The sequence below is a fragment of the Micromonospora mangrovicola genome (assembly GCF_047200535.1).
In the GTDB taxonomy this organism is placed as follows: Bacteria; Actinomycetota; Actinomycetes; order Mycobacteriales; family Micromonosporaceae; genus Micromonospora.
This window is the reverse complement of the sequence record NZ_JBJZOG010000025.1, coordinates 55,688-74,415: the sequence shown is the minus strand read 5'-3', so window position 1 is coordinate 74,415 and position 18,728 is coordinate 55,688. Positions and strand designations below refer to the sequence as shown.

Below are 18,728 nucleotides of genomic sequence, written 5' to 3'. Positions count from 1 at the left end.
CTCCACCCCCCCCCCCCCCCCCCCCCCCCCCCCCCCCCGCTTCACGCTGTCCGCGTGCCGCTGCTGCGGCCCGCCCGGACCGGTTGCGACGAAACGGCCGCCCGCAGGCGGGGATGCCCGCTGCGGACGGCCGGAGTGGACGACCGGGGTGGACGGTCAGGACCAGGGCGCCCAGCTGCCGTGGTTGACCACGTAGACACCGAGCGAGTCGGGCTCCATGCCGCCGTGCCGGATCGGCGCGAACGCGTACCCGCCGGTGATGCCCTCGGTCACCTGGGTCTGCAGGTACGCCCGCAGCCGTCCACGGTCGACGCTGCTCGCCGTCCGCGCCGCCGAGGCGAGGAGCTGGAGCGCGTCCGAGGCGTACGGGGCGAAGCCGCTGAAGCTGCCGTGCCGCTGGAGGTAGCGGAAGGTGAAGTCCCGCCGGGCCATCTCCGCCGTGGTGGTGGTGGTCACCGTCGAGCCGGCTAGGCAGGCCGGGTGGACCGCGTACGCCCCCTCGACCGCGGTGGCGTACGGCCGGGCGAGGGTTTCGTCGGCGACCGCGCCCGCGTCGAAGAAGAGCGGACCGTCGTAGCCGGCCCGGCGCAGCTCCCGGGCCGCGTTGCCGGAGTCCGGGGCGGTGGCCCAGACGATCACCCCGTCCGGTCGGGCGGCCGCCGCCCGGTCGGCCGCGGAGGCGAAGCCCTGGCCGCTGCCGGGGAGCCGGACGGTCCGCCGTAGCTGCACCCCGGCGGTGCGCAGCGCGACCCGCACTGCCCGTACGCCCGAGTCGCCGTGCAGGCCCTCTGCGGCCAGCAGCGCGACCCGCCGCACCTGCTGCGACTTGACCAGCTGCGCCATCCGGCGGGCCACGTCACCGGCGTCCGGCGTGAGCTTGTAGATGTACGTCCGCTCGGCCAGGGGCAGCACGATGTCGTCGCAGGAGCCCAGGGACAGGAACGGCACCCGGAGTTTCTGGGCCACCTCGACGACGGCCATGGAGGTTTCGGCGAGGGTGCCGCCGACCAGGGCGTGCACCTGGTCCCGCCGGGTCAGCTCGGTGGCCTGCCGGGCGGCCAGCACGGGATCGCTGCCGTTGTCCCGGATCTCCAGTCGCACCGTACGGTGCATGTTCCCGACCGGGAAGCCGGAGACGTTCAGCGACTCGGCGGTGATCTCCATGGCGCGCTGCTGGAGCACGCCCAGGGCGGCCCCCCGGCCGGTCAGTTCGAGGCTGGCCCCGACCACCAGTTCCTGGCCGCCCGGTGCGGTGCTGCTCACCGCCTCGTCGTCCGGTCGCTGGCCCGGCTGCCCGCACGCGGTGAGCAGCAGGGTGCTCGCCGCCGCGGCGAGCACGCCGCGTCGGGTCAGCACGGAGGTGTCGAATGCCGGTGTCGCCAATGGAGTCGCCTTCCCACCCCGGCGACGCCCGCCGCCGGCTGTTCCGCCGGGTATGCTCCCGGCCGCTCCGACCCGGCGTCAAATTATCCCGGTGTGGGCAGGAACACGCAGATGGAAGGCCGTCCGACTCCGATCAGGACCGGTAGCCGGCGGAACGGAACTCGTACTCCCGGTCGTCGTCCCGGTCGCCGGTGTCGCGGCTGAAGTCCCAACCGCCGGCGGCCTCCCGGCCGGGGCGGCCGCCGACGGCGAAGCCGCCGATCTCCTGGCCGCGCCGCCAACCCCGGAAGTAGCCCGTGGTGTTCTCGGCGAGGCTGGCCGCGTTCCGGACGATCCGCAGTGGGCGCTCCTCGCGCAGCGGTGAGCCCGGCACCAGGTTGGCCTGTGGGACCCGCTTCGGGAGGCCGGCCCTGGTCTCGTCGCCGACCGACGGTTCGGCCGCCTGCGAGGCCGCCTGCCACCCGCTGTCCGCGGTGGTCGCCCAGTCGAACTCGGTGTCCTCGCCCTGCCCGACGAACCAGGCGGACTTCGCCTGCGCAAAGATCAACAGGTCGCCGTCGCCCTCGTCGGAGACCGGCGGGGGTCGGTGCTCCTGGGGCGCGGGACGCCGCTCGGGCGGGGCGGGCAGCTCGGCGTGGGGCGCGGGCCGGCCGGCCTCGTCGCGACCGCCCCGCTCGACCAGCCGCAGCGACGGAGCCTCCAGGCCCGGATCGGTCGGCGGGTCGAGCTCGGCGCGCAGCGCCCGGTCGGCCAGCGGCGGCGGCTCCACGAGCCGCAGCATCGGCGGCTCCTGGGGCAGATCGTCGGCGAGCCACGGCGGGGTCACCCGGCCCGGGTCGCTCGGCGCGTCCACGCCGCGACCGCCGTACCCGTAGCTCGGCGGTGCCTCGTTGGCCCGGTCGTCCTGGTCCTCGTTGTTGACCAGCGGCCAGTGGGCGCGGGAGCCGGGCGGAGCCGACTCCTGGCCGGGGCGCGGCGCCGGCACCGGGATGGTCAGGTCGGTGGCGCTGAAGCCACCGGTCGGCGGCTCCGGCGGGGTGGTCTTGGGCCGCGGCGGGATGATCGTCCGCTGCCGCTCGGCGCGGGCGCTGTTGATCGCGGCCGTGGTGAGCGTGGGGCGGAACGGCTCCCCGGCCTCTGCCGGCGGCACGTTGCCACGCTGCGCCGGGGCGATCGGGGTGATCCCGGGCGGCGGCGGGGGCGGCGCGGAGATCGGCCGGTTGGTCGGAGCGTCCGGCCGCGGCGGCAGCGGGATGCCCGTCGACTCGGGGCGCGACGGTGGGGCGGAGGTCGGATGGCCGGCGGCCGCAGCCGGGGTGACCGGTGCGGGCGCGACGGGCGGCGGCGCCACCGGGGCCGGGGCGACCGGCGGCGGACCGAGCGGTCGGGGCGACGCCGGGTTGGCGGGCCCGGAGACCGGCTCGGGGCGGCTGCGCCGGCCCACCGGCTCGGGCTCGGCCGGCCGGATCGGCCGCAGGCCGGTGCCGGTGTCGTGCAGGTTGGTCCGCTCGCCGGCCGGCTCGCCGCGCCGCACGGTGGTCCGGCGGTCGGGCATCGGTGCGGGTGCGGTGGACCGGGCGCTGAGCGCGCCGACCAGCGCCTCGCAGCCGGCGTCGCAGGCCCGGACGGAGGCGACCGCCTGCCGCACGGTCTCGGCGACTGCGGCGGTGAGCGCCCGGCTGACGGTGGCCCGTCGGGGCGTCTCGGAGATGGCGACCCGCAGCGCGGTGACCGCCTCGTTGACCAGTTCGGCGTCGGCGACGCCCTCGGCCGCGAGGTGCGCGGCGACGGCGTCCGCGGCGACCGCGACCTCGCGACCGCCGGCCACCGTGCCGGTCAGCATGCCGGGTTCCGGCAGCGCGTCCAGCACGGCCAGGGAGACCGGTTCGGCCGGGTCCGGGTACGCCCGGAGCGCGGCGGGGTAAAGCTCGCGGAGCACCTCCCGCAGGGCGACCGCGGCGGAGTGCCGTCCGCTGGTCAGCGCGGCGTGCGCGGCGAGGACCTGCTTGTAGCCCGCGAGGTCGCGGGGCGCCGGCAGGGTGACCGCGGAGAGCGCGCCGGCCTGGAGCGCCCGGGCCAGGCCGACCGCTCGACGCTCGGCCGCCGGAGACTGCATCTCCTCCAGCGAGTCGTCGTCGGCGAACCGCTCGGCGAAGTCGTCGACCGAGTCGTCGTCCGCGATCGCCAGCGGTCGGCCGGCCGCGCTGAGCAGCGACGTGACCGTGTGGTCGTCGCTGTCGGCGGCGATCGCCGCACCGCTCGGACCGCCCGACCGCTCCACGAGCAGCGCGACCAGCCCGGCATAGCCGGCCGGGTCGTCACTGATCTCGCAGACAAGCAGCAGGCGGCCTGCGTCGTCGACCACTGCGGACGTCAGCGTCGAACCGGCCGAAGCCAGCCGGTCGGCCGGATCCGCCGAGGCCAGACCGCAGTACACGCGCACGAGCGCCACGGCGTCGTCCTCCTCCCGGGACACAGGGCTTTCTCTGCCAGAGACTGATGCTCCCCGGTCCGGGTCAGTCGCGCCAGTCCACAACAGCAGAGATCTTGCCGACAATGGTGCGCCAACCCAAACTTGCGGTTTGTGCCCCGATTTTCTTCAGCCGGCGCCGACCCAGGAAACCACCGATTCCGCCGTTGACAGATGCCCGCAGCGCCTCGTCCAGATCGTCCAGGCTGGACCCGGCGGAGAGCATGTCCAGCACGCCCGGTAGCCGCAGCGCGTACGCCAGGTCACGAGCGATCTCACCAGCCTCGATCAGGAGCGTGGGGTCCCACGCGTCGTGGCCGCCACGGAGGTTCTCCACCACCAGGTCGAGCTCGTAGGTGTCCTCGTCCAGCGGGGTGATGTCGTCCGGTTCCACCCGATCGGACAGTTCATTCCAGCTGTCCAGTTGGGAGAGGTCGTTGGGCGCGCCGGAACGGACGAAACTCACCAACGACTCGGGGGTCTTGAACAGCAGCAGCTTGCCCCGGTGGCTGAGGAAGACGGGGACCTCCTCGTCACCCGCGGCGTCGTCCGCCTCGTCCTCGTCGGCCTCGTCCTCGTCGGTGTCGTCCTCGTCGGTCTCGGCCTCCTCGTCGACCGCCTCGGCCCTGCCGCGCCGGCGGCCCTCGGGCCGCTCGTCCTCGTCCTCGTCGCCGGTGAGGGCGGCGAACTCCTCGTCGAGGATCACCACCTCCTCGTCGTCCTCGGCCTCGACGACCTGGCGGCGGGCCAGGAAGGGATCGTCCTGGTCGCGCTCGGCGACGTCGGTCGGGGTCAGCTCCCGGGCCGGCCGGTACGCCCGCAGGGTGAAGCCGGTGCCGGACGGCAGGGCGATCTCGACCGGGTCGATCCGCAGCTCGTCCCAGAGCGTGCGGTCCACCACCGGACGGTTGGCCTCGACCTCGTCATCTGCGGTCGACGCGGTGGTGTCGTCGAGCTCGGGCTCGTCGGCGTCGGGCCGTTGGGGCGACTGGCGGGCCACGCTGACCTCCGTGTGCTGTCGGGTTGCCCACCCGGCGACGCCTCCGGCCGCCGAGTGACTCTGCGCACATACCCTAGTGGGCGTCCCGGTGGGGGCGGGAGCCGCACCCCGGTGGCGTTCCGGCGGGCGGACAAGTAGCGTTTCTACGCATGAAGGCCCAGGCGCTGCACGGACATCTGGACGCGCTGCTGCTGGCGGTGCTGGAGCAGGGCGAACTGCACGGTTACGCGATCATCGAGGCGCTCCGGACCCGCAGCGGCGGCACCCTCGACCTGCCCACCGGCACCATTTACCCGGCGCTGCGCCGGCTGGAACGGGCGGGCTACGTGGCCAGCTCGTGGAGCACGGTCAACGGGCGGGAACGGCGCACCTACTCGCTGACCGAGGCCGGCGGCCGGGCGCTGGCCGGGGAGCGGGCCGGCTGGCGCGAGTTCAGCGCGACGGTGGGCCGCTTCCTCGGCACCGGTCAGCCACCGCCCGGTCCGGCCTGAGCGCCGCCCGCCGGCCGGCATCGATCCGCTCGGACCGCCGCAGCCCGCGGCTTGCCAGGGTCGGCGAAGCAGTGGGTTGCCGCAGGTCGGGTCGATCGAACCGGCTCGCCAGGATCGGGACGGATCAGCAGGCGGCCTGGAACCAGCAGCGGGCCGACCGGGCCAGCGCGACCCAGAAGACACTGATCAGCGCCGCACCGATGATCATCGGGGGCCAGCTCAGGGCGGCCTCCCAGAGGCTGATCGACCAGCCGAACAGGGCACCGCCGGCCAGCGCGCCGCCCATCAGGCCGCCGGTCAGCCCGTAGCCCACCGCCCGCCCGAGCCGGGGAAGCCGCGACGACCGGTACCGGGCGGTGAGGATGCCGAGCAGCAGCCCGGCCAGCGCCAGCGCGGTCACCAGCCACCAGATCCCGTTCAGCGAGGCGTGGAGCAGCCGGAAACCCTCCGGTGGGCGGGGACCGTCGCTCCAGCTCGACCCCTGCCAGGTCAGGTCGCCGCCGGCCATCAGCGCGACCGACACCGCCAGGGCCCGCAGCGCCAGCCCCCGCAGCGCGCCGGCCGCCAGCTCGGCCTGGTAGTCCGGGGCGAGCTGGGCGGGACTGCCGAACTCGGCCACCGCCCGCCGCTCGGCCTCAGCCCGGGACAGACCCACCTCCCGGTACGCCTCGACCGCGTCCTGCAACGAGTGCCGCGCCTCGGTCAGCAGGTCGGCCTTGAGGCGGGCCGGGCCACGCAGCCGGCCGGCCAGCTCGCGCAGCTGCTCCTCCACGAGCACGTCCTGGTACGCGCGCATGGGTCCACCCTGCCATCCGGCGCGGTCGCCCGCGTCCGGGAATTCCCCTGAGGCGCGGCCCACCGGGCGGTCCGCGACCCCGGCACCCGGGCGGGCCGTCCGCGACCCGGAACCCGGGCGGGGCCGGGCCCGGTGCGGCCGGACGGCCTCAGGAGGCGGGCCCGAGGGCGAGGTAGCCGCGCTCCGCCGCCGCCTGGCGCAGCCACTGGTCGCGGTACCAGCCCGGCTCCGCCACCAGTCCGGCGTGCCGACCCCGCTGGACCACCCGGCCGGCGTCGAGCACCACGATCTCGTCCAGCTCCGCCAGGCCGCTGAGCCGGTGGCTGATCAGCAGCACCGAGTGCCCGGCCGGGGTGGCGGCCAGCGCCGAGGCGAGCACCGCGTCTGCGGCGGCCGGGTCGAGGCCCTCGGTCGGTTCGTCCAGCACCAGCACCGCCGGGGCGGCCAGCAACGCCCGGGCCAGCGCGAGCCGCTGCCGCTGCCCGCCGGAGAGCTGCCCGCCCTGCTCACCGACCACGGTGTCCCAGCCGGCCGGCTGGTCGCGTACCCAGTCCAGCAGGCCGGCCGCCCGGGCCGCGGCGGACAGCTGCGCCTCGTCGGCCCGGGGCCGGCCGAGCAGCAGGTTGTCCCGGACCGAGGCGTGGAAGACGTACGCCTCGGCGAGCAGGCCGCCGATCACCCGGGGCAGCTCCTCGGGCGGATACGCGGCCACCTCCGTCCCGGCCACCGTGACCCGGCCGGCGTCAGGGCGTACCACGCCGGTGAGCAGGGCGGCCAGGGTGCTCTTGCCGGCGCCGCTCGGCCCGACCACGGCGACCCGGCGACCGGCGGGCAGGTCGAGGTCGACGCCGTCCAGGGCGGGGGCCGCGCCCGGCCGGTACCGCACGGTCACCCCGTCGAACCGCACGTCGTGCCCCGCCGCCGTGGCCTCCGCCGCCGGCTCGGCGGTGGCAGGTCCGGCGGGGCTCGGCTCGGGGCCGGTGAGCAGGGCGGCCACCCGGGCCAGGCCGGTCCGCAGCTGGGCGCGTTGCCGGGCGGCCCCGACCAGGGCGAGGGCGATCTCGACGGCGGCCAGGGTGCCGACGGCCAGGACGCCGACCAGCACCCCGCCGACGCCGGCCCGCAGCGCCACGACCACCACTGCGGCGGCGGTGAGCCCGCTGACCAGCACCCCGGCCGCGTCGACCGCGAAGCCCGTGGCGGCCAGCCGCCGTTCCAGCCGGGCGAGGCGGCGCGCCCGGCCCTCGGCGGCGGCCAGTGCCGTACCGGTGGCACCGAACGCGGCCAGGTCGGCCGCGCCGTGGGTCAGGTCGACCGCGTCCACGGCGAGCGCGCCGCGCAGCGGCGCCACCTCGTCGGCGGCCCGGCGGGTGAGCCCGGCGGCCAGTGCGGGCAGGGCCACCCCGGCCACCGCCAGCCCGGCGGCCAGCACAACGGCCGTCGGGGGCGAGATCAGCGCGGCCGCGCCGACCGCGAGCAGGCTCACCAGCGCGGCCGCCGCCCCCGGGACGAGCACCCGCAGCAGCAGGTCCTGCACCGCCTCGACGTCGGACACCAGGCGACTCAGCGCGTCCCCGGTGCGTTGGGCGGCTCCGTCCTGACGGGCGGCGAGGGCGGCGAAGACCCGGGCCCGGACGTCGGTGATCATGCGGAGCACGGCGTCGTGCCCGGCGAGCCGCTCGGAGTAGCGGAACACGCCGCGGCTGACCGCGAGGGCCCGGACCGCGACGATGGCCACGGTGAGCCGGTCCAGCGTCGGCCGCCCGGCGGCGCTCATCAGCAGCCAGGTGGCGGTCGCCATCAGGGCCAGCCCGGCGAATTCGGTGGCCGCGGCGAGCAGCCCGGCCCCCACCAGCCGGCCCAGGTACGGCCGGGCCAGCCGGAGCACCGCCCGTTCGGCCCGCGGCCCGCCCGCGGCTTCTGTATCCCGGACGGTGCTGGTCGCGGCCGGCCCGCCGGGCAGCAGTTCGGCCGGGTTCGCCTCGGCGGCGGTCGGCACGCCCGCGTCGCGACCGGCCGGGGTCACCCCGTCCCGGGAGACCCCGCCCGGCACGGGCCGGACCGGCTGGTCCGGCCGAGCGGGTCCGATGCCGTCCGGGCGGGTGGGTCCGTCGCTCATCGGGTCACCTCCCCGGCCGCTGCCGGGGTCAGCTCGGTGATCCGGCCGTCCTCGACCCGGAGGATCCGGTCGGCGTCCTCGAGCAGCGCGGGCCGGTGCGCGACCAGCAGCGCGGTACGCCCGGCGACCAGCCGCCGGGTCGCGGCCAGCACGACCGCCTCGCTGGCGGTGTCCAACCGGGCGGTCGGCTCGTCGAGCAGCACCAGCGGGGCGTCCCGGAGGAACGCCCGGGCCAGGGCGACCCGCTGCCGCTGCCCGCTGGACAGGCCGTGCCCACGCTCGCCGAGCACGGTGGCCAGCCCGTCGGGCAGGGCGGCGACGACCTCGTCGAGTGCGGCGTCACCGACCGGCCGGGCGAGCGCGGTGTCCGCGACGTCGGGCGCGCCGAGGCGGATGTTGTCGGCCAGCGAACCGGCGAACAGGTGGGCCCGCTGCGGCACCCAGGCCACCTGCCGACGCCAGGCGTCCAGGTCGACCTCGGCGAGGTCGACGCCGTCGACGGTGACCCGGCCGGCGGTCGGGGCGACGAAGCCGAGCAGAAGACCGAGCAGGGTGCTCTTGCCGGCGCCGCTGGGCCCGATCACGGCCACCCGCTCGCCGGGCCGGATGGTCAGCGTGACGTCCCGCAGGGCGGTGGTCCGCTCGTACTCCACGGTGACGCCCTCGAAGCGGATCTCGCCGTGGCCGTCCGGGGTCGGCAGCGGCGTGGCGGCCGGCTCGGCGTCCTTCGGCGTCGCCGAGAGGGTGAGCGCCTCGTCGAGCGCGGTGAGCCCCTCCATGCTGGCGTGGAACCGGCTGCCGGCGGCCCGTAGCGGCAGGTAGGCCTCCGGGGTGAGCAGGAGCACCAGCAGGGCGGTGCCGAGAGTGATCCCGCCGCCGAGCAACCGGATGCCGACCGGCACCGCGACCAGCGCCACCGAGAGGGTGGCGACCAGTTCGAGGACGAGCGCGGAGAGGAACGCGATCCGCAGCGTCCTCATGGTGGCCTGCCGGTGCCCGTCGGCCATCCGGCGCACCACGTCGACCTGGGCCCGGGCCCGGCCGAACGCGCGCAGCGTGGGTAGCCCGGCCACCATGTCGAGGAAGTGACCGCCGAGCAGCGACAGCCGCCGCCACTGCCGCTCGGTGGCGGCCTGCGCCTGCCAGCCGAGCAGCGCCCCGAACACCGGGATGAGCGGGATGGTCAGCGCGATGATCAGTGCCGAGCTCCAGTCGGCCAGCACGATCCGGGCCAGCACCGCCAGCGGCACGGTCACGCTGAGCACGAGCTGTGGGAGGTAGCCGGTGAAGTAGGGGTCCAGCGCGTCCAGGCCCCGCCCGGCGAGGGTGGCGAGCTGTCCGGCCCGCTGCCCGGCCACCCAGGTGGGGCCGTGTCGGCCGACCGCGCGGAGCAGGTCCGCCCGGAGCGTCGCCTTCACCGTGGCCGCCGCCCGGGCCGCCACCGTGCCCTGCGCCCAGCTCACCAGCGCGCGGGCGGCCACAGCCACCACGAAGCCGGCCAGCGCCGGGCGGTGCAGCCGCCCGTCGACCGCCGTCGCCAGCAGCGTGGCCAGCGCGGTTGCCTGCGCGACCACCAGCAGCGCGGTCAGCCCGCCCAACACCGCGAGCACGGCGAGGTCGCGCCGGGCCGCGGGGACCCGGCGCAGCAGACGCGGGTCGAACGGGCGGCGATTCACCAGTACACCGGTGCCCTGCCGTCGGTCCGTCCCCGGAACACCCACCAGCACATCGCCTGAAAGCCTAGTAGGGCCGGCACCAGCGGCAGCACGAGCCAGCCCAGCAGTGACAGCGTCGGTCCGCTCGCCGCGCCGTCGGCCACGGTCAGCGAGGCCGCCGGGTCGACGGTGGAGACCAGCACCCGGGGCCAGAGCGCCGCGCCGACCAGCAGCACCGGCAGCGCCAGCGCCGCGCTGGTCGCGGTGAAGGCCACCCCGGACCGGCCCCGGCCGAGCGCCGCGCGGGCCACCAGCAGCGCCGACACCAGCACCAGTGGCAGGAGTACGGTGACCGCCGGCCGCGCCACGGCGGCGCGTACCCGGTCGGAGAGCAGGCCCAGGACGGTGGCTGCGGCGACCGCGGCGAGCGCCACCGGCACCAGCCGGCGGGCCACCCGGGCGAGCGAGGCGGCGCCGGCGGCCGGCAGGCGGAGCGTGAGGAACGTCGCACCCTGGACGGCGACCAGGGCCAGCATCGCCAGCCCGACGGCGGCCACGAACGGGGTGAAGAGGTGCCCCACCCCGTCGACGTGCCCGTCGGCGCGCAGCGGCACGCCTTGGAGCAGCCCGCCGAGCACGGCGCCCCAGCCGAGCGCCGCGAGCACGCTGCCGACCGTCACCACCCGGTCCCAGCCGGCCCGCGCCGACCCGGACCGGGGCCGGCTGCGCAGCTGCACCCCGGCGGTCACCAGTACCACCCCGGTGACCGCGCCGAGCACCGCCGGGTAGAGGCCGGAGAGCAGTTCGCCCTCCAGGGTCGGGAAGGCGCCGAGCAGTGTGCCGGCGGCGGCCACCAGCCACACCTCGTTACCGAGGAAGAACGGCCCGAGGGCGGTGAGCGCGGCCCGCCGGCGTTCCTCGCCGGCGCGCCGGGCCAGCAGCAGCCCGACGCCGTAGTCGTAGCCGCCGAGGACGAGGTAGGTGGCGAAGAAGAGTCCGAGCAGGGCGTACCAGGCGAGTTCCACGGCGGGCTCCCTCAGGCGAACACGGGTTGCGGGCGGGCGTCGGTGTCGGGCGCGGGTGGGCGGCCGAGGGCGGGGTCGCCCGCGCCCCGGGCGGCGTGCCGGGCCAGCAGCACCCAGTTGGTCGCGGCGAGAGCGCCGAGCAGCAGGGTGAAGCCGAGCAGCGAGGTGAGCATCAGGCCGGACCCGACCGGGGACACCGCCCGGTCGACGGGGAGCAGGCCGTACACCGCCCAGGGCTGGCGGCCGACCTCGCGGGCGATCCAGCCGAGGATGACCGCGACGAAGGGGAACGGCAGGGCGAGCAGCACCAGCCAGAGCGGGAAACGGAGCCGGATGAGCCAGTCCCGCCAGAGCAGCGGGACGATCAGCAGGCCGAAGAAGAGGCCGAACCCGATGAGGATCATGAAACCCAGCCCGACGTTGGACAACGTCGGCGGGACGTAGTCAGCCGGGCCGAACCTCGCCGCCCACTCGGCGACCAGCGCTTCCCGGCCCGGTCCGCCGCCGAACTTCGTCGGCTGGACCTGGCCGGTCGGGCCGAACTGGGCGAACCCGAAGCCGAGCAGGAGGACCACGGCGGCCGCCGTGGTGAGCAGGCCGATCCGCAGCGACTTCCGGAACAACGCGAAGTCCGTGGTGCGCCGGATCAGGTGGAAGGCGCTCACCGCCGACATCAGCATCCCGCCGGTGACCAGGCTGGCCGCGACCACGTGCCCGAAGGCGAAGCCGAGCGTGGGGTTGGTGAGCAGCGCCCCGAAGTCGGTGAGGTGGGCGACGCCGTCGCGGATCTCGTAGCCGACCGGGTTTTGCAGCCAGGCGTTGCCGACCATCACCCAGAACGCCGAGGCGTACGCGGTGAGCGCGACGCCCCAGAGCAGGGCGAGGTGAACGCCGCGGCGCAGTCGGTGCCAACCGAAGATCCACATGCCGAGGAAGGTGGACTCGAGTACGAAGGCGAGCAGCGTCTCGACGGCCAGGGGCGCGCCGAAGACGTTGCCGACGTAGCGCGACAGTCCGCTCCAGTTCAGCCCGAACTGGAACTCCATCACCAGGCCGGTGGCGATGCCGAGCACGTAGTTGATCACGTAGAGCTGGCCCCAGAAGCGGGTCAGCCGCTCGTACACCGGCTTGCCGGTGACGAAACCGGCGGTCTGCACCCCGACCAGCAGGGTGACCAGGCCGAGGGTGACCGCGACGAAGAGGAAGTGGATCGAGGTGGTGGCGGCGAACTGAAGGCGGGCGAGGAACAGAGTGTCCATGGCCGTGGCTCCCCATGGGTCGGCTCGCTTGACGTAGAGAGCCTACACGTAGAGGTTCTACTTATGGACCCCGCGTCGGCAGGGCCCGGGGGTCAGCTCAGGAAGAGCGAGATCGGCAGGGTGACCAGCATGGTCGCCACCGCCAGCGCGGTGCCGCCGAGCAGCCGCGGCGGCCGGTCGGCCACCAGCAGCCGCTGCACCCGCACGTCGAGGTCGCGGTCGCCGATGCCGAGCGTGCCGGCCGGGGTGATCCGGTGACCGGCGGCGGCGAACCGGCGCAGCGCCCCGGCCAGTGGTGCCTCGGCGTGCAGTTCACGGGCCTTGTCGTCGGCACGCATCTCGACCAGCAGCGCCACCCGCTCGTGCGCGTCCCGGACCCACCCGAACCAGGGCAGCGCCCGGCGGAGCGCGGTGAACGGCAGCAGCACCAGGTCGTGCCGTTCCTGGGCGTGCGCCCGCTCGTGGGTGAGCACCGCCGCCAGTTCGGCCCGGTCCAGCAGGCTCAGCGTGCCCGCGCTCACCACCACCCGGGGCCGCACCCCCGGCAGGCAGTACGCCGCCGCACTCGGGTGGTCCAGCACCAGCGCGCCGGGGACGGTCGGGTCCCGCCGGGCGACCAGGCTCAGCAACTCCCGGTGCCGGCGCTGCGCCCGCACAGTGCCGTACACGCTGCGAACCGTCGTGGTGAGCAGCACCGCCCCGATACCGAAACCGATCCCGACCAGGCCCAGCTGCACCGCGCCCACCCCGACCGGCAGCCGGCCGTGGGTCAGGTCGGACGCGAGGGCGAGCAGGGCACTCCCGGTCGGCCGGTCGTACGCGGCCACCCCGACCGCCATCGGCAGCCCCATCGAGGACAGGCCGAGCGCCAGCCCGACCGCCTGCCAGCACACGATGGCCACCCGGGGCGCCCGCGAGGTCCACCTCGACACGGCGAGGACCTGCGCGGTCAGCCAGCAGGCCAGGATGGTCGCGGCGAAGTGCAGGGCGTACGCCACGGCCGCCCTACCGGTCCGTCGCCTCGTCGGCCAGCGCCGGACGCCCCGCCTGTGGGTCCTCGACCCGGTCGGTGAGGGTCGCCTCGCGCTCGACCGGCCCGGAGCCGGTGAGTCCCGCCTCGGTGCTGAGCGCCGCGCGCAGCACCTCCGCCTCGGTGCCGGTCACCGAGCGGGCGAAGCGCACCAGCGCGGCGTCCCGGCTGCCGCCGAGGTCGAGGGCGTCGAGCATGAGTTGGGCGATGTGCGCCTCACGGCTGGCGGCGGCCCGGTAGCGCCAGGCCCGCCCCTCGCGCTCGCGCTGCACCATGCCCTTGCCGGCGAGCCGGTCCAGGACCGTCATCACCGTCGTGTACGCCAGCTCCCGCCCGGCCAGGGCGTCGGCGACCTCCCGCACGGTCACGCCGTCCGACGTGCCCGGGACCATGTCCCACAGCACGTCCATCACCGCACGTTCGAGATCACCCAGCCGAGTCACCGTTGAATCCTACCTCGCGTAGTAGTCGGCGCCCGACGCGCGCCCGAGCGGGTCAAGATCCCACCAACTGACCCCTCATTCACGGAAAGAGTGGCCATCCGACGCGCGGAGGTCACTCTTTCCGTGAATCAGTGCTGCCGTCGGCGGCGCGCCGTCGACCGAAATGGGGTGGTCAGACGCCCTTGGGGTGCCAGACCGTCTTCGTCTCCAGCAGCGCGGTCATCCGGGTGACGCCCGGGTCGGCGAACCAGTCGTGGTCGGCCGGGGCCGGCCGGAGCACCCGCTTCAGGTTCTCCGCCGCCTTGACCTCCAGCTCCGCCGCCAGTTCGGCGTCGGTCACCCCGGTGAGGTCGATCGCGTTGACGTCCATGTGCGCGGCCAGCGTCGGCACCGTCTCCGACAGGCGGCCGGTGAGGACGTTCACCACCCCGCCGGGCAGGTCGGAGGTCGCCAGCACCTCGGTCAGGGTCACCGCGGCCAGCGGCGCGTCCGGCGAGGCCGCCACCACCACGGTGTTGCCGGTGACGATCGCCGGGGCGATCACGCTGACCAGGCCGAGCAGCGACGGGGCTGCGGGGGCCACCACGGCCACCACCCCGGTCGGCTCAGGCGCGGACAGGTTGAAGTACGGACCGGCCACCGGGTTCGCCCCGCCGTACACCTGCGGCAGCTTGTCGGACCAGCCGGCGTACCAGACCCAGCGGTCGATCGCGGCGTCGACCTCGTCGGCCGACGCGCCCAGCGCGATGAACTGGTCGCGCCGGCCCTCCAGCATCTCGGCGACCCGGTAGAGGATCTGCCCCCGGTTGTACGCGGTGGCCCCGGCCCACCCCTTCACGGCGGCCCGAGCGGCGACGACGGCGTCCCGCGCGTCCTTGCGGGAGGCCAGCGACACGTTGGAGTCCTGCACGATGTACGACCGTCCCGACTCGCTGCGCGGGAACTTCCCGCCGATGAAGAGCTTGTACGTCTTGCGTACCGCGACCCGCTCAGACATTGAGGTACGCCTCCAGCCCGTGCCGGCCGCCCTCGCGACCGTAGCCCGACTCCTTGTAGCCGCCGAACGGCGAGGTGGGGTCGAACTTGTTGAACGTGTTGGCCCAGACCACGCCGGCGCGGAGCCGGTCGGCCATCCACAGGATCCGGGAGCCCTTGTCGGTCCAGATCCCGGCCGACAGCCCGTACGGCGTGTTGTTGGCCTTCTCCACCGCCTCGGCCGGGGTGCGGAAGGTCAGCACCGACAGCACCGGGCCGAAGATCTCCTCGCGGGCGATCCGGTGCGCCTGGGTGACCCCGGTGAAGATGGTCGGCGCGAACCAGAAGCCCCGCTCCGGCAGGTCGCAGGCGGGCGACCAGCGCTCGGCGCCCTCGGTGGCGCCGACCTCGGACAGTTCGCGGATCTTGGCGAGCTGGGCGGCCGAGTTGATCGCGCCGATGTCGGTGTTCTTGTCCAGCGGGTCACCGACCCGCAGCTGCGCCATCCGCCGCTTCAGCGAGTCCAGCACCCGGTCGGCGACCGACTCCTGGACCAGCAGCCGGGATCCGGCGCAGCAGACGTGCCCCTGGTTGAAGAAGATGCCGTTGACGATCCCCTCGACCGCCTGGTCGACCGGGGCGTCGTCGAAGACGATGTTGGCCGCCTTGCCGCCCAGCTCCAGGGTGAGCTTCTTGCGGGTGCCGGCGACCGCCCGGGCGATGGCCTTGCCGACGTCGGTGGAGCCGGTGAAGGCGACCTTGTCCACGCCCGGGTGCTCGACCAGGGCGCGGCCGGTGTCGCCGGCGCCGGTGACGATGTTGACCACGCCGGCCGGCAGTTCGGCCTGCTGGCAGATCTCGGCGAAGAGCAGCGCGGTCAGCGGGGTCGTCTCGGCCGGCTTGAGCACCACCGTGTTGCCCGCGGCGAGGGCGGGAGCGATCTTCCAGGCCAGCATGAGCAGCGGGAAGTTCCACGGGATGACCTGGGCGGCCACGCCGAGCGCCCGGGGGTCCGGGCCGAAGCCCGCGTAGGGCAGCTTGTCGGCCCAGCCGGCGTAGTAGAAGAAGTGCGCGGCGACCAGCGGCAGGTCGACGTCCCGGGATTCCTTGATCGGCTTGCCGTTGTCCAGGGACTCCAGCACGGCCAGCTCGCGGGAACGCTCCTGGATGATCCGGGCGATCCGGAACAGGTACTTGGCCCGGTCGCGGCCCGGCATCGGACCCCAGACCTTCTCGTACGCCTTACGGGCGGCGCGGACCGCGCGGTCCACGTCCTCGCTGCCACCCTCGGCGATCTCGGCCAGGACCTCCTCGGAGGCCGGGTTGATCGACTTGAAGCTGCCGCCGTCGACCGGGTCGACGAACTTTCCGTCGACGAAGAGCCCGTACGAGGGCTTGATGTCCACCACCGAGCGCGACTCGGGGGCGGGTGCGTATTCGAACATCGCGCTCAGTCCAGGGTGAAGTAGTCGGGACCGGCGTAGACGCCGGTCTTCAGCTTGGTGCGCTGCATCAGCAGGTCATTCAGCAGGCTGGACGCGCCGAACCGGAACCAGTCCGGGTCCAGCCAGTCCGCGCCGACGGTCTCGTTGACCATGACCAGGTACTTGATGGCGTCCTTGGTGGTCTTGATGCCGCCGGCCGGCTTCACGCCGACCTGCCGACCCGTGGCCGCGCGGAAGTCGCGGACCGCCTCCAGCATCACCAGGGTCACCGGCAGGGTGGCCGCCACCGGCACCTTGCCCGTGGAGGTCTTGATGAAGTCGCCGCCGGCCAGCATGGCCAGCCAGGAGGCGCGCCGCACGTTGTCGTACGTGACCAGCTCGCCGGTCTCCAGGATCACCTTGAGGTGGGCGTCCCCGCAGGCTTCCTTGGTGGCCACGATCTCGTCGTAGACCTCCTTGTAGCGGCCGGCCAGGAAGGCGCCCCGGTTGATCACCATGTCGATCTCGTCGGCGCCAGCGGCCACGGCGGCCCGGGTGTCGTCGAGCTTGACGTCGAGGGGGGCCTGGCCCGACGGGAAGGCGGTCGCCACGCTGGCTAGGTGCACACCGCTGCCGCGCAGCACCTCGGCCACGTAGGGGACCATCAGGGGGTAGACGCAGACCGCGCCGACGTGCGGGCAGGAGGGGTCGGCCGGGTCGGGACGCAGCGCCTTGGCGGCGAGCGCCCGCACCTTGCCGGGGGTGTCGGCCCCCTCGAGGGTGGTCAGGTCGACCATCCGGATCGCCAGGTCGATCGCCTGGGCCTTGGCCGTGGTCTTGATGGAGCGGGTGCCGAGTTGTGCCGCCCGCTGCTCCGCGCCCACCTGGTCCACGCCGGGTAGGCCGTGCAGGAAGGTCCGCAGAGCGGTCTCGGATCGTCCCAGCTCGGAGAGGTCCGACCGGGCCGACGTCGCTGTCGCCGTCATGCCCCGAATACTACGCACCCGCGAGTCGAGTGATCTTGGTCACGCCGGTCCGCGGTGAGCGCGGGCACGTGAGCGGCGTCGCTGGTGAGCCGGCACTCGCAGTGCGACGGGCCGGGGAGCGGTAGGTTGAGCGACCGTGGACGTACACGTCATTGACCACCCGCTCGCCCAGTCGCGGCTGACCGCCATGCGGGACGCCCGGACCGATTCGGCGTCCTTCCGGGCCGCGCTGCACGAACTCACCATGATGCTGGTGTACGAGGCCGCGCGCTCGTTCCCGGTCGAGAAGTACCCGATCCAGACTCCGGTCACCGCCGCCGAGGGCACCCGGCTGGCGAACCCGCCACTGCTGGTGCCGGTGCTGCGGGCCGGTCTCGGCATGGCCGACGCCGCGCTCGGCCTGTTGCCCGAGTCGTCGATGGGCTTCGTCGGCCTGGCCCGGGACGAGGTGACGTACGAGCCGCGCGCGTACATGGAGTCACTGCCCCGGGACCTGAGCGGCCTGCCGGTGCTGGTGCTCGACCCGATGCTGGCCACCGGCGGCTCGCTGGAGCACTGCTGCCGGCTGCTCGCCGACCGCGGCTGCACCGACATCACGGTGCTGTGCGTCCTCGCCGCGCCGGTGGGCATCGAGCGGCTGGAGCGGAGCGGCCTGCCGCTGCGCCTGGTCACCGCCTCCATCGACGAGGGCCTGAACGACCGGATGTTCATCGTCCCCGGTCTCGGCGACGCCGGGGACCGCCAGTTCGGCGGCATGCCCCGCTTCTGACCTCGGTGCTCGCGGCCGCGCCCGGCCCGAGGCCGCTCATTCACGGAAAGGGGGCCCATTCCACGCCGGATGGGCCCTCTTTCCGTGAATCAGGCGGGCGGCGGGAGCATGTGGGCGAGTCCGTGCGCGGGAGTGCGGGGAGGCGCTAGCGTTCCGGGCCATGACTGGTGTTGCGCTCGCCGAAGAGCTGCTGCTCCTCGCGTACGACGACGAAACCGGCAAGGCGACCATGCCGCGGATCAGCCTGGACCTCGGGATGGCCGCCGCGGTGCTGGTCGAGCTGGCCCTGACCGGCCGGGTCGCGTACGCCGAGGGTTCCCTGGCGGTCATCGACCCGGCCCCGACCGGCGAGCCGATCGCCGACGCGGTCCTCGCCAAGATCGCCGCCGACACCCCACACACCCCGTCGTCCTGGGTGCAGCGGCTGCGGCACGGCCTGCGCGACCGGATCCTCGGCGACCTGTGCGGCCGGGGCGTGGTCCGGGACATCGACGAGACCGAGCTCGGCTTCATCCACGTGCACCGGTACCCGGTGGCCGACGCCTCGGTGGAGGCGGACATCCGGCGCCGGCTCGCCGCGGCGCTGACCAGCGGGCAGCGCCCCGACGAGCGGACCGCCGCGCTCGCCACGCTGGTGGCGGTGCTGCGGATGGAGCCGGCGCTCGGCCTGACCGGGAACGCCGCCGAGGCGGCCCGCAGGCGGCTGGAGGAGATCGCCAGCAGCGCCGGCTTCTCCGGCGAGGTGAGCCTGGACGACAGCGTCGTCCGCCCGTCGATCAGCCTGGTCGTCGCCGCGCTGGCCGAGGCGGTGGACGCCGCTCTGGGCAAGCGGTGACGAAAGGTCCTTCCTGACGTGCGCCGGGCCCCCTCCTGACCAGCGGGTGCCAGGAGGGGCAGATCCCT

General features: G+C 74.7%; 16 protein-coding genes. 3 read left to right on the top strand and 13 right to left on the bottom strand.

The window, feature by feature from the left end:
* Positions 1 to 156: 156 nt before the first annotated feature.
* From ACL02O_RS13110 to ACL02O_RS13100, 3 genes are all read right to left on the bottom strand, one after another.
* Positions 157 to 1,383 (bottom strand): ABC transporter substrate-binding protein, encoded by a 1,227-nt coding sequence (locus tag ACL02O_RS13110; protein ID WP_412818309.1) that lies wholly within the window; start codon positions 1,381 to 1,383, stop codon positions 157 to 159.
* A gap of 133 nt (positions 1,384 to 1,516) precedes the next feature.
* A complete protein-coding gene (locus ACL02O_RS13105; protein WP_412818308.1) occupies positions 1,517 to 3,859 on the bottom strand; it encodes a transposase in 2,343 nt (780 codons plus the stop codon).
* A gap of 40 nt (positions 3,860 to 3,899) precedes the next feature.
* Positions 3,900 to 4,853 carry a DNA primase gene (locus tag ACL02O_RS13100; RefSeq protein ID WP_412818307.1) on the bottom strand — a complete coding sequence of 318 codons (954 nt, stop codon included), beginning with the start codon at positions 4,851 to 4,853 and terminating at the stop codon, positions 3,900 to 3,902.
* Positions 4,854 to 5,002: 149 nt separating this feature from the next.
* Between ACL02O_RS13100 and ACL02O_RS13095 the strand changes: the two genes are divergently transcribed.
* Positions 5,003 to 5,344, top strand: a complete 342-nt coding sequence (locus ACL02O_RS13095; RefSeq protein WP_412818306.1) for a PadR family transcriptional regulator — start codon at positions 5,003 to 5,005, stop codon at positions 5,342 to 5,344.
* Positions 5,345 to 5,468: 124 nt separating this feature from the next.
* Here ACL02O_RS13095 and ACL02O_RS13090 read toward each other — a convergent pair whose 3' ends face one another.
* From ACL02O_RS13090 to deoC, 10 genes are all read right to left on the bottom strand, one after another.
* Positions 5,469 to 6,140 (bottom strand): permease prefix domain 1-containing protein, encoded by a 672-nt coding sequence (locus ACL02O_RS13090; protein WP_412818305.1) that lies wholly within the window; start codon positions 6,138 to 6,140, stop codon positions 5,469 to 5,471.
* Positions 6,141 to 6,288: 148 nt separating this feature from the next.
* Positions 6,289 to 8,259 (bottom strand): thiol reductant ABC exporter subunit CydC, encoded by a 1,971-nt coding sequence (gene cydC / locus ACL02O_RS13085; RefSeq protein WP_412818304.1) that lies wholly within the window; start codon positions 8,257 to 8,259, stop codon positions 6,289 to 6,291.
* Positions 8,256 to 9,935, bottom strand: coding sequence for a thiol reductant ABC exporter subunit CydD (gene cydD, locus ACL02O_RS13080; RefSeq protein ID WP_412818303.1), 1,680 nt, complete (start codon positions 9,933 to 9,935; stop codon positions 8,256 to 8,258). Before cydD ends, cydC begins: the two co-directional genes overlap by 4 nt.
* Positions 9,932 to 10,939, bottom strand: coding sequence for a cytochrome d ubiquinol oxidase subunit II (locus ACL02O_RS13075; RefSeq protein WP_412818302.1), 1,008 nt, complete (start codon positions 10,937 to 10,939; stop codon positions 9,932 to 9,934). Before ACL02O_RS13075 ends, cydD begins: the two co-directional genes overlap by 4 nt.
* 11 nt (positions 10,940 to 10,950) lie before the next feature.
* Positions 10,951 to 12,198: a cytochrome ubiquinol oxidase subunit I gene (locus tag ACL02O_RS13070; protein WP_412818301.1), complete on the bottom strand. Its 1,248-nt coding sequence runs from the start codon at positions 12,196 to 12,198 to the stop codon at positions 10,951 to 10,953.
* Positions 12,199 to 12,290: 92 nt separating this feature from the next.
* Positions 12,291 to 13,196 (bottom strand): M56 family metallopeptidase, encoded by a 906-nt coding sequence (locus tag ACL02O_RS13065; protein ID WP_412818300.1) that lies wholly within the window; start codon positions 13,194 to 13,196, stop codon positions 12,291 to 12,293.
* Between the two features lie 7 nt (positions 13,197 to 13,203).
* The gene (locus ACL02O_RS13060; protein WP_412818299.1) at positions 13,204 to 13,671 is read right to left on the bottom strand and encodes a BlaI/MecI/CopY family transcriptional regulator; all 468 of its coding nucleotides are present in this window, start codon (positions 13,669 to 13,671) and stop codon (positions 13,204 to 13,206) included.
* Positions 13,672 to 13,843: 172 nt separating this feature from the next.
* Positions 13,844 to 14,668, bottom strand: coding sequence for an aldehyde dehydrogenase family protein (locus ACL02O_RS13055; protein WP_412818298.1), 825 nt, complete (start codon positions 14,666 to 14,668; stop codon positions 13,844 to 13,846).
* Positions 14,661 to 16,091: an aldehyde dehydrogenase family protein gene (locus ACL02O_RS13050; RefSeq protein ID WP_412818297.1), complete on the bottom strand. Its 1,431-nt coding sequence runs from the start codon at positions 16,089 to 16,091 to the stop codon at positions 14,661 to 14,663. Before ACL02O_RS13050 ends, ACL02O_RS13055 begins: the two co-directional genes overlap by 8 nt.
* Positions 16,092 to 16,096: 5 nt before the next feature.
* Positions 16,097 to 17,056: a deoxyribose-phosphate aldolase gene (deoC, locus tag ACL02O_RS13045; protein ID WP_412818296.1), complete on the bottom strand. Its 960-nt coding sequence runs from the start codon at positions 17,054 to 17,056 to the stop codon at positions 16,097 to 16,099.
* A 136-nt stretch (positions 17,057 to 17,192) separates the two neighbouring features.
* On the opposite strand from deoC, the gene upp reads away from it, so the two are divergent.
* Together upp and ACL02O_RS13035 are read left to right on the top strand one after the other, a co-directional pair.
* Complete coding sequence (gene upp / locus ACL02O_RS13040) at positions 17,193 to 17,825, top strand: uracil phosphoribosyltransferase (protein ID WP_412818295.1); 633 nt, start codon at positions 17,193 to 17,195, stop codon at positions 17,823 to 17,825.
* A gap of 160 nt (positions 17,826 to 17,985) precedes the next feature.
* A complete protein-coding gene (locus ACL02O_RS13035; protein WP_412818294.1) occupies positions 17,986 to 18,660 on the top strand; it encodes a GOLPH3/VPS74 family protein in 675 nt (224 codons plus the stop codon).
* Positions 18,661 to 18,728: the final 68 nt, after the last annotated feature.

Coding starts and splice junctions, on each gene's coding strand:
- ACL02O_RS13055 (WP_412818298.1), bottom strand. CDS start 14,668: ATGTCTGAGCGGGTCGCGGTACGCAAGACGTACAAGCTCTTCATCGGC.
- ACL02O_RS13090 (WP_412818305.1), bottom strand. CDS start 6,140: ATGCGCGCGTACCAGGACGTGCTCGTGGAGGAGCAGCTGCGCGAGCTG.
- ACL02O_RS13050 (WP_412818297.1), bottom strand. CDS start 16,091: ATGTTCGAATACGCACCCGCCCCCGAGTCGCGCTCGGTGGTGGACATC.
- ACL02O_RS13095 (WP_412818306.1), top strand. CDS start 5,003: ATGAAGGCCCAGGCGCTGCACGGACATCTGGACGCGCTGCTGCTGGCG.
- cydC (WP_412818304.1), bottom strand. CDS start 8,259: ATGAGCGACGGACCCACCCGCCCGGACGGCATCGGACCCGCTCGGCCG.
- deoC (WP_412818296.1), bottom strand. CDS start 17,056: ATGACGGCGACAGCGACGTCGGCCCGGTCGGACCTCTCCGAGCTGGGA.
- ACL02O_RS13035 (WP_412818294.1), top strand. CDS start 17,986: ATGACTGGTGTTGCGCTCGCCGAAGAGCTGCTGCTCCTCGCGTACGAC.
- ACL02O_RS13070 (WP_412818301.1), bottom strand. CDS start 12,198: ATGGACACTCTGTTCCTCGCCCGCCTTCAGTTCGCCGCCACCACCTCG.